We start from the raw sequence: 8,929 nt of genomic DNA on the forward strand, positions 1-8,929 counted from the left end.
CTGCGCTCACGAAGAGGGGGACACCCGGCGCGGTTCGCGCGTCCGGTGTCCCCCTCTCGCTCACGGGCTGCTAGTCGCGGGCGGCGTTCAGGTGCTCCGCGTGCTCCTGGAGGGAGCGCACTCCGACGTCGCCGCGGCCCAGCGCGTCGATGCCCTGGACGGCGGCGGCGAGCGCCTGGACCGTGGTCAGGCACGGGACGCTGCGCGCCACGGCGGCCGTACGGATCTCGTAGCCGTCGAGGCGGCCGCCGGTGCCGTACGGGGTGTTGACGATCAGGTCGACCTGGCCGTCGTGGATGAGCTGGACGATGGTCTTCTCGCCGTCCGGGCCCTCGCCCTCGCTGAGCTTGCGCACGACGGTGGCGTTGATGCCGTTGCGGCGCAGCACCTCGGCGGTGCCGGAGGTGGCGAGCAGCTCGAAGCCGTGGGCGACGAGCTCGCGGGCCGGGAAGATCATCGAGCGCTTGTCGCGGTTGGCGACGGAGATGAACGCGCGGCCCTTGGTCGGCAGCGGGCCGTAGGCGCCGGCCTGCGACTTGGCGTACGCCGTGCCGAAGACCGAGTCGATGCCCATGACCTCGCCGGTGGAGCGCATCTCCGGGCCGAGGACGGTGTCCACGCCGCGGCCGTGGATGTCGCGGAAGCGCGACCACGGCATGACGGCCTCCTTGACGGAGATCGGCGCGTCCAGCGGCAGGGTGCCGCCGTCGCCCTCCTTGGGCAGCATGCCCTCGGCGCGCAGCTCGGCGATGGTGGCGCCGAGCGAGATGCGGGCGGCGGCCTTCGCGAGCGGGACGGCGGTCGCCTTCGAGGTGAAGGGGACGGTCCGGGAGGCGCGCGGGTTGGCCTCCAGGACGTAGAGGATGTCGCCCGCCATCGCGAACTGGATGTTGATCAGGCCGCGGACGCCGACGCCCTTGGCGATGGCCTCGGTGGAGGCGCGCAGGCGCTTGATGTCGAAGCCGCCGAGGGTGATCGGGGGCAGGGCGCAGGCCGAGTCGCCGGAGTGGATGCCGGCTTCCTCGATGTGCTCCATGACGCCGCCGAGGTAGAGCTCGGAGCCGTCGTAGAGGGCGTCGACGTCGATCTCGATCGCGTCGTCGAGGAAGCGGTCGACCAGCACGGGGCGGGTCGGGGAGATCTCCGTGGACTCCGCGATGTACGACTCCAGGCGGGTCTCGTCGTAGACGATCTCCATGCCGCGGCCGCCGAGCACGTAGGACGGGCGGACGAGGACCGGGTAGCCGATCTCGTCGGCGATCGCCTTCGCACCCGCGAAGGTGGTGGCGGTGCCGTGCTTGGGCGCGGGCAGGCCGGCGTCGGCGAGGACCTGGCCGAAGGCGCCGCGGTCCTCGGCGGCGTGGATGGCCTCCGGGGAGGTGCCGACCACGGGGACGCCGTTGTCCTTGAGCGCCTGGGCGAGGCCGAGGGGGGTCTGGCCGCCGAGCTGGACGACGACACCGGCGATGGGGCCGGCCAGCGACTCGGCGTGGACGATCTCCAGCACGTCTTCCAGCGTCAGCGGCTCGAAGTACAGGCGGTCGGAGGTGTCGTAGTCCGTCGAGACGGTCTCGGGGTTGCAGTTGACCATCACGGTCTCGTAGCCGGCGTCGCTGAGGGCGAAGGAGGCGTGGACGCAGGAGTAGTCGAACTCGATGCCCTGGCCGATGCGGTTCGGGCCGGAGCCCAGGATGATCACCGCGGGCTTGGTGCGCGGGGCGACCTCGGACTCCTCGTCGTAGGACGAGTAGAAGTACGGGGTCTTCGCGGCGAACTCGGCGGCGCAGGTGTCGACCGTCTTGTAGACCGGGCGGACGCCGAGGGCGTGGCGGACCTCGCGGACGACGTCCTCGCGCAGGCCGCGGATCTCGGCGATCTGGGCGTCGGAGAAGCCGTGGCGCTTGGCCTCGGCGAGCAGCTCGGGGTGGAGCTTCTCGGCGGCGGCGAGCTCGTCCGCGATCTCCTTGATCAGGAAGAGCTGGTCGACGAACCAGGGGTCGATCTTCGTGGACTCGAAGACCTCCTCCTGGGTGGCGCCGGCGCGGATGGCCTGCATGACGGTGTTGATGCGGCCGTCGGTCGGGCGGACCGCGGTGGCCAGCAGCTCTACCTTGTCGCCGGGCTCGCCGACGAAGGTGAACTGGGAGCCCTTCTTCTCCAGGGAGCGCAGGGCCTTCTGGAGGGCCTCGGTGAAGTTGCGGCCGATGGCCATGGCCTCGCCCACCGACTTCATGGTGGTGGTGAGGGTGGCGTCGGCGGCCGGGAACTTCTCGAAGGCGAAGCGCGGGGCCTTGACGACGACGTAGTCGAGGGTCGGCTCGAAGGAGGCCGGCGTCTTCTCGGTGATGTCGTTCGGGACCTCGTCCAGCGTGTAGCCGATGGCCAGCTTGGCGGCGATCTTGGCGATCGGGAAGCCGGTGGCCTTCGAGGCGAGCGCGGAGGAGCGGGAGACGCGCGGGTTCATCTCGATGACGATGACGCGGCCGTCGTCCGGGTTGATCGCGAACTGGATGTTGCAGCCGCCGGTGTCGACGCCGACCTCGCGGATGATCGCGATGCCGATGTCGCGCAGGCGCTGGTACTCGCGGTCGGTGAGGGTCATCGCCGGGGCGACGGTGATCGAGTCACCGGTGTGCACGCCCATCGGGTCGAAGTTCTCGATGGAGCAGACGACGACCACGTTGTCCTTGGTGTCGCGCATCAGCTCCAGCTCGTACTCCTTCCAGCCGAGGATGGACTCCTCCAGGAGCACCTCGGTGGTCGGGGAGAGCGTCAGGCCCTGGCCGGCGATGCGGCGCAGCTCCTCCTCGTCGTGGGCGAAGCCGGAGCCGGCGCCGCCCATGGTGAAGGAGGGGCGCACGACGACGGGGTAGCCGCCGAGGGTGTCGACGCCCTGGATGACGTCGTCCATCGAGTGGCAGATGACCGAGCGGGCGGACTCGCCGTAGCCGATCTTGCCCTTGACGGCCTCGACGACGCCCTTGAAGAGGTCGCGGTCCTCGCCCTTGTTGATGGCCTCGACGTTGGCGCCGATGAGCTCGACGCCGTACTTCTCCAGCACGCCCTGCTCGTGCATGGAGATCGCGGTGTTGAGCGCGGTCTGGCCGCCGAGGGTCGGCAGGAGCGCGTCGGGGCGCTCCTTGGCGATGATCTTCTCGACGAACTCGGGGGTGATCGGCTCGACGTACGTGGCGTCGGCGATCTCCGGGTCGGTCATGATCGTCGCCGGGTTGGAGTTCACCAGGATGACCCGCAGGCCCTCGGCCTTGAGGATGCGGCAGGCCTGGGTGCCGGAGTAGTCGAACTCCGCGGCCTGGCCGATGACGATCGGGCCGGAGCCGATGACCAGGACGGACTGGATATCGGTGCGCTTAGGCACGCTCGGCCTCCATCAGGGATACGAAGCGGTCGAAGAGGTACGCGGCGTCGTGCGGGCCCGCGGCCGCCTCGGGGTGGTACTGGACGGAGAAGGCCGGCTGGTCGAGCAGCTGGAGGCCTTCCACGACGTTGTCGTTCAGGCAGACGTGCGAGACCTCGGCGCGGCCGTAGGGGGTCTCGGACACCTTGTCGAGGGGCGCGTCGACGGCGAAGCCGTGGTTGTGCGCGGTGACCTCGACCTTGCCCGTGGTGCGGTCCTGGACCGGCTGGTTGATGCCGCGGTGGCCGTACTTCAGCTTGTAGGTGCCGAAGCCGAGCGCGCGGCCCAGGATCTGGTTGCCGAAGCAGATGCCGAAGAGCGGGGTCTTGCGCGCGAGGACGCCCTGCATGACGGAGACGGGGCCGTCGGCGGTGGCCGGGTCGCCCGGGCCGTTGGAGAAGAACACGCCGTCGGGGTTGACCGCGTACACGTCTTCGACGGTGGCGGTGGCCGGCAGCACGTGCACCTCGATGCCGCGCTCGGCCATCCGGTGCGGGGTCATGCCCTTGATGCCGAGGTCCACGGCGGCGACGGTGAACTTCTTCTCGCCGATCGCGGGGACGACGTACGCCTCCTTGGTGGCGACCTCGGCGGAGAGGTTGGCGCCCTTCATCTGCGGCTGCGCCTGGACCTTCGCCAGGAGGGCCGCGTCGTCGGCGACGGCGTCGCCGGAGAAGATGCCGACGCGCATGGCGCCGCGCTCGCGCAGGTGGCGCGTCAGGGCGCGGGTGTCGACGCCGCTGATGCCGACGACGCCCTGCTTGACGAGCTCCTCGTCCAGCGAGCGCTGCGAGCGCCAGTTGGAGGGGATGCGGGCGGGGTCGCGGACGACGTAGCCGGAGACCCAGATGCGGGAGGACTCGGGGTCCTCGTCGTTGACGCCCGTGTTGCCCACGTGGGGGGCGGTCATCACGACGACCTGGCGGTGGTACGACGGGTCGGTGAGGGTCTCCTGGTAGCCGGTCATGCCGGTGGAGAACACGGCTTCGCCGAAGGTCTCCCCCACTGCGCCGTAGGCGCGGCCGCGGAAGATCCGGCCGTCCTCCAGGACGAGTACGGCGGGAGCTTTGGCTGCTCCCCTGGTGGAGGTCGTCATCGTTCGGCGCCTTCCGTCGTGATGGATTGGTTCATGGAGTTGATGGCCTCGACCCAGGCCGCGTGTTCGGCGGCCCGGTCGGAGCGGAATCCGGAGTCGATCAGCTTGTCGCCGTGCGCCCATGTGACGACGAGCAGACCGCCCTCGGTGAGTACCTTGCCCGCGATTCCCTTGTCGAGGCGGGCGCCGCGCAGCTGCGCGGCCGGTACGAAGAAGTCGGTTGCCCCCGGACGGACCACGTCGAGGCCCGCGTCGGTGAGCGTGAGCTCGACCCGGCTGCGGACTCCGAGCCCGTGGGCGACGATCCGGTCGAGCCACTGCCCGGCGGTGGTGGACCCGTGGTACCGGCCGGTCAGGGCCAGCCGGTGCTCGGGGAGACCGCCGGGGGCGGCGGGCAGCTCGGGCAGATCACTCTGCAGAGCGCCGCGCCATTTCCAGCCCTGCCGCATCAGCCAGTACACGAACGCGATGAAGACGAGCAGACCGATGACCCACGCGATGCGGGCGCCCCAGTCCGTCACCTCCGCCGACTGTCGTTCGGCGGCCTCGGCGGCCAGTTGGATCACTGCAGGTGTCACGCCAGTTTCCCGTCCACGACCGTTGCCCGGCCCCGCAGGAAGGTGTGAGTGACGCGACCCGGCAGCTCGCGGCCCTCGTAGGGCGTGTTGCGGCTGCGGGAGGCGAAGTGTGCGGGGTCCACGACACCACGGTACGAGGTCTCGACCAAGGTCAGGTTCGCGGGTTCACCTGCCGAGACGGGCCGGCCGTGCCCGGCGAGGCTTCCGATGCGCGCCGGAGCGTGCGACATCCGCTCCGCGACGCCGGCCCAGTCGAGCAGTCCGGTCTCCACCATCGTCTGCTGGACGACGGAGAGCGCGGTCTCCAGGCCCACCATGCCCATGGCGGCGGCGGCCCACTCGCAGTCCTTGTCCTCGTGCGGGTGCGGGGCGTGGTCGGTGGCGACGATGTCGATCGTGCCGTCGGCGAGCGCCTCGCGCAGGGCCATCACGTCGCGCTCGGTGCGCAGCGGCGGGTTGACCTTGTAGACCGGGTTGTACGAGCGCACGAGCTCGTCGGTGAGGAGCAGGTGGTGCGGGGTGACCTCGGCGGTGACGTCGATGCCGCGGGACTTGGCCCAGCGGACGATCTCGACGGAGCCGGCGGTGGAGAGGTGGCAGATGTGCACGCGGGAGCCGACGTGCTCGGCGAGGAGGACGTCGCGGGCGATGATCGACTCCTCGGCGACGGCCGGCCAGCCGCCCAGGCCCAGCTCCGCGGAGACGATGCCCTCGTTCATCTGGGCGCCCTCGGTGAGGCGGGGCTCCTGGGCGTGCTGGGCGACGACGCCGCCGAAGGCCTTCACGTACTCCAGGGCGCGGCGCATGATCACGGCGTCGTCCACGCACTTGCCGTCGTCGGAGAAGACGGTGACGCGGGCGGCGGACTCGTGCATGGCGCCCAGCTCGGAGAGCTTCTTGCCCTCCAGGCCGACGGTGACGGCGCCGATGGGCTGGACGTCGCAGTAGCCGGACTCCTTGCCCAGGCGCCAGACCTGCTCGACGACGCCGGCGGTGTCGGCGACCGGGAAGGTGTTGGCCATGGCGAAGACGGCGGTGTAGCCGCCGGAGGCGGCGGCGCGGGTGCCGGTGAGGACGGTCTCGGAGTCCTCGCGGCCGGGCTCGCGCAGGTGGGTGTGGAGGTCGACGAGGCCCGGGAGGAGGACCTGGCCCTCGGCCTCGATCACCTGGGCGCCCTCGGCGGACAGGTTCCGGCCGACCTCGGCGATGGTCTCGCCGTCGATCAGGACGTCCTGCACGTCGCCGCCGAGGACCTTCGCGCCGCGGATAAGGATCTTGCTCATGGTTACTTGTTCTCCTCGGTACGGGCGGCGGCGGGGGTGGTGACGGCGGGCTCGGAGCCTCCGAGCAGCAGGTAGAGGACGGCCATGCGGATCGAGACGCCGTTGGCGACCTGCTCGACGACCGTGCAGCGGTCGGAGTCGGCGACCTCGGCGGTGATCTCCATGCCGCGGACCATGGGGCCGGGGTGCATCACGATGGCGTGCTCGGGCATCCTGGCCATGCGGGCGCCGTCCAGGCCGTACCGGCGCGAGTACTCGCGCTCGGTCGGGAAGAAGGCGGCGTTCATCCGCTCCCGCTGCACACGCAGCATCATCACCGCGTCGGACTTCGGCAGCACCTCGTCGAGGCTGTACGAGATCTCGCAGGGCCAGTTCTCGACGCCGACCGGGACCAGGGTCGGCGGGGCCACCAGGGTGACCTCGGCGCCGAGGGTGTGCAGCAGCTGGACGTTGGAGCGGGCGACCCGGCTGTGCAGGACGTCGCCGACGATGGTGATGCGGCGGCCGTTCAGGTCCTTGCCGAGTCCGGCGTCCCGTCCGACCAGGCGGCGGCGCATGGTGAAGGCGTCGAGCAGTGCCTGCGTGGGGTGCTCGTGGGTGCCGTCGCCGGCGTTGATCACCGGGGCGTCGATCCAGCCGGAGGTGGCGAGCCGGTAGGGGGCGCCGGAGGCGTGGTGGCGGATGACCACGGCGTCCACGCCCATGGCCTCCAGGGTCTGGGCGGTGTCCTTGAGGGACTCGCCCTTGGAGACGCTGGAGCCCTTGGCGGCGAAGTTGATGACGTCGGCGGAGAGGCGCTTCTCGGCGGCTTCGAAGGAGATCCGGGTACGGGTCGAGTCCTCGAAGAACAGGTTGCAGATGGTGAGGCCGCGCAGGGTGGGCAGCTTCTTTATCGGCCGGTCGGCGACCCGGGCCATCTCCTCGGCGGTGTCGAGGATCAGGACGGCGTCGTCGCGCGTGAGGTCGGCGGCCGAGATGAGGTGGCGCTTCATCTGGGTGCTCCGTAAGTCTGGAGGGCAGGCAGGCGGGGCTGACGGGTGTGCGGGCAGGGCAGGCCCCGGTACGGGCCCCCGCGGGGGCCCGTACGCGCGGGGGTTACTGTCCTGCTGCCTGGGCGGTCCGCTGGCCGAGCAGCACGGCGTCGCGGCCGTCCTCCTCCTGGAGCTGGACCTTGACGGTCTCGCGCAGCGAGGTGGGCAGGTTCTTGCCCACGTAGTCGGCGCGGATCGGGAGTTCGCGGTGGCCGCGGTCGACGAGGACCGCGAGCTGGACGGCGCGGGGGCGGCCGATGTCGCCGAGCGCGTCGAGGGCGGCGCGGATGGTGCGGCCGGAGAAGAGGACGTCGTCGAGGAGGACCACCAGGCGGCCGTCGATGCCGTCGCCGGGGATCTCTGTGCGGCCGATCGCCCGGGCGGGCTTCAGGCGCAGGTCGTCGCGGTACATGGTGATGTCGAGGGAACCGACCGGGATCTTCGTCCCGGTGATCTCCTCCAGCTTGGCTGCCAGCCGGCGGGCCAGGTACACACCGCGGGTGGGAATGCCGAGGAGCACCACGTCGTCGGCGCCCTTGGCGCGCTCGACGATCTCGTGGGCGATGCGCGTCAGGACCCGGGCGATGTCCTGCGCCTCCAGAACGGGGCGCATTTCCTCGTCGGCCGAGACCTGGGAAGTCGTGCTGTCCATGAAAAGGACCTCCTTCTCCGCCTCACGGGACGGACCTTAAAGGACGTCTGATGTACGCCGCCCACGGTACCAGGGGCGGGCGGGGACCTCCGCACCGGGGCCCGGCGGCGCCCCTCGTAAGAGGGCGTGGAAGAGCATTCGGCTTGACGCATCCAAGTAACGCTGCGTAACCTCACAGTGAGTTACCAGCCGCGCGGCGGAGCCGCATGGTCTCCATGTAGTCACAGCGTCACAGCGTCCGGGAGCGTTATGTCCAGCGAATACGCCAAACAGCTCGGGGCCAAGCTCCGCGCCATCCGCACCCAGCAGGGCCTTTCCCTCCACGGTGTCGAGGAGAAGTCCCAGGGCCGTTGGAAGGCCGTGGTGGTCGGTTCCTACGAGCGCGGGGACCGCGCCGTGACCGTCCAGCGCCTCGCCGAGCTGGCGGACTTCTACGGGGTTCCGGTCCAGGAACTGCTGCCGGGCACGACCCCCGGCGGTGCGGCCGAGCCGCCGCCGAAGCTGCGCCTCGACCTGGAGCGCCTGGCGGGCGTCCCCGCCGAGAAGGCCGGTCCGCTCCAGCGCTACGCGGCGACGATCCAGAGCCAGCGCGGCGACTACAACGGCAAGGTGCTGTCGATCCGCCAGGACGACCTGCGCACCCTGGCCGTCATCTACGACCAGTCCCCCTCGGTCCTGACCGAGCAGCTCATCAGCTGGGGCGTCCTGGACGCCGACGCGCGCCGCGCGGTGGCCCACGAGGACATCTAGTCCCAGGAGAGCCGTCCCGGCTCAGCAGAAACGTTACCGGCGGGTGCCGGCGCCCCAGGGCGCCGGCTCGACCCGTACGGGGCACTGGAGCAGAGCCTCGCCGACTGGCGGGAGTGGGCCG

General features: G+C 70.7%; 7 protein-coding genes. 1 reads left to right on the forward strand and 6 read right to left on the reverse strand.

Going from position 1 to position 8,929, the window contains the following annotated elements:
- Positions 1–70 precede the first annotated feature (70 nt).
- From carB to pyrR, 6 genes are all read right to left on the reverse strand, one after another.
- The gene (carB, locus tag ACQKM2_RS29070) at positions 71–3,379 is read right to left on the reverse strand and encodes a carbamoyl-phosphate synthase large subunit (protein WP_427714850.1); all 3,309 of its coding nucleotides are present in this window, start codon (positions 3,377–3,379) and stop codon (positions 71–73) included.
- Positions 3,372–4,514 (reverse strand): glutamine-hydrolyzing carbamoyl-phosphate synthase small subunit, encoded by a 1,143-nt coding sequence (carA, locus tag ACQKM2_RS29075; RefSeq protein WP_427714852.1) that lies wholly within the window; start codon positions 4,512–4,514, stop codon positions 3,372–3,374. Before carA ends, carB begins: the two co-directional genes overlap by 8 nt.
- The gene (locus tag ACQKM2_RS29080; RefSeq protein WP_007263028.1) at positions 4,511–5,092 is read right to left on the reverse strand and encodes a hypothetical protein; all 582 of its coding nucleotides are present in this window, start codon (positions 5,090–5,092) and stop codon (positions 4,511–4,513) included. Before ACQKM2_RS29080 ends, carA begins: the two co-directional genes overlap by 4 nt.
- Positions 5,089–6,375, reverse strand: a complete 1,287-nt coding sequence (locus ACQKM2_RS29085) for a dihydroorotase (protein ID WP_427714854.1) — start codon at positions 6,373–6,375, stop codon at positions 5,089–5,091. The genes ACQKM2_RS29080 and ACQKM2_RS29085 overlap by 4 nt, the downstream gene beginning before the upstream one ends.
- A gap of 2 nt (positions 6,376–6,377) precedes the next feature.
- Positions 6,378–7,367 (reverse strand): aspartate carbamoyltransferase catalytic subunit, encoded by a 990-nt coding sequence (locus tag ACQKM2_RS29090; RefSeq protein WP_427714855.1) that lies wholly within the window; start codon positions 7,365–7,367, stop codon positions 6,378–6,380.
- A 103-nt stretch (positions 7,368–7,470) separates the two neighbouring features.
- The gene (gene pyrR, locus ACQKM2_RS29095) at positions 7,471–8,058 is read right to left on the reverse strand and encodes a bifunctional pyr operon transcriptional regulator/uracil phosphoribosyltransferase PyrR (RefSeq protein ID WP_125594207.1); all 588 of its coding nucleotides are present in this window, start codon (positions 8,056–8,058) and stop codon (positions 7,471–7,473) included.
- Between the two features lie 249 nt (positions 8,059–8,307).
- On the opposite strand from pyrR, the gene bldD reads away from it, so the two are divergent.
- A complete protein-coding gene (gene bldD / locus ACQKM2_RS29100) occupies positions 8,308–8,808 on the forward strand; it encodes a transcriptional regulator BldD (RefSeq protein WP_007263032.1) in 501 nt (166 codons plus the stop codon).
- The last annotated feature ends 121 nt before the right edge of the window (positions 8,809–8,929 follow it).

The sequence above is a fragment of the Streptomyces sp. NPDC004126 genome, from assembly GCF_050275515.1.
Classification (GTDB): domain Bacteria; phylum Actinomycetota; class Actinomycetes; order Streptomycetales; family Streptomycetaceae; genus Streptomyces.